This window comes from Dubosiella muris (assembly GCF_004793885.1).
GTDB lineage: Bacteria > Bacillota_I > Bacilli_A > Erysipelotrichales > Erysipelotrichaceae > Dubosiella > Dubosiella muris.
Window position 1 is genome coordinate 1 of the sequence record NZ_SRYG01000058.1, and the last position, 573, is coordinate 573.

Here is a 573-nt window from a genome sequence, read left to right on the forward strand (position 1 = left end):
GATACCGGATTTGCCTGGTATCCGTCTGCTGCGCTTGGCCCTCAATCCATTCAGAGGGTCGCCTACTCCGTCTCCGTCACTCCTTCGCCTCGTATCTCGCGGGTGCAGGAATCTCCGCCTGCTTTCCATCCACTACGCCTCTCGGCCTCGCGTTAGGTCCCGACTTACCCAGGGCGGACGAACCTTCCCCTGGAATCCTTGGGCTTTCGGTGTGCAGGATTCTCACCTGCATCTCGCTACTCACACCGGCATTCTCACTTCCATGCTGTCCATATCCCTTCTCAGTGATACTTCTTCCTGCATGCAACGCTCCCCTACCACATACTCTTTCGAATACATCCGCAGCTTCGGTATCAGGCTTAGCCCCGGTACATTTTCGGCGCAGGGCCACTCGACTAGTGAGCTGTTACGCACTCTTCAAAGGATGGCTGCTTCTGAGCCAACCTCCTAGCTGTCCGTGCGTCCCCACATCCTTTTCCACTTAGCCTGTATTTCGGGACCTTTGCTGGCGGTCTGGGCTGTTTCCCTCTCGACCATGGACCTTATCACCCACAGTCTGACTGCCGGCCTCTT

Annotated in this window: 1 rRNA gene; it reads right to left on the minus strand. The window is 56.7% G+C overall.

Features of this window, described 5'->3' with window-relative positions:
• Nucleotides 1-573, minus strand: a 23S ribosomal RNA gene (locus tag E5336_RS12285); the annotation flags it as partial.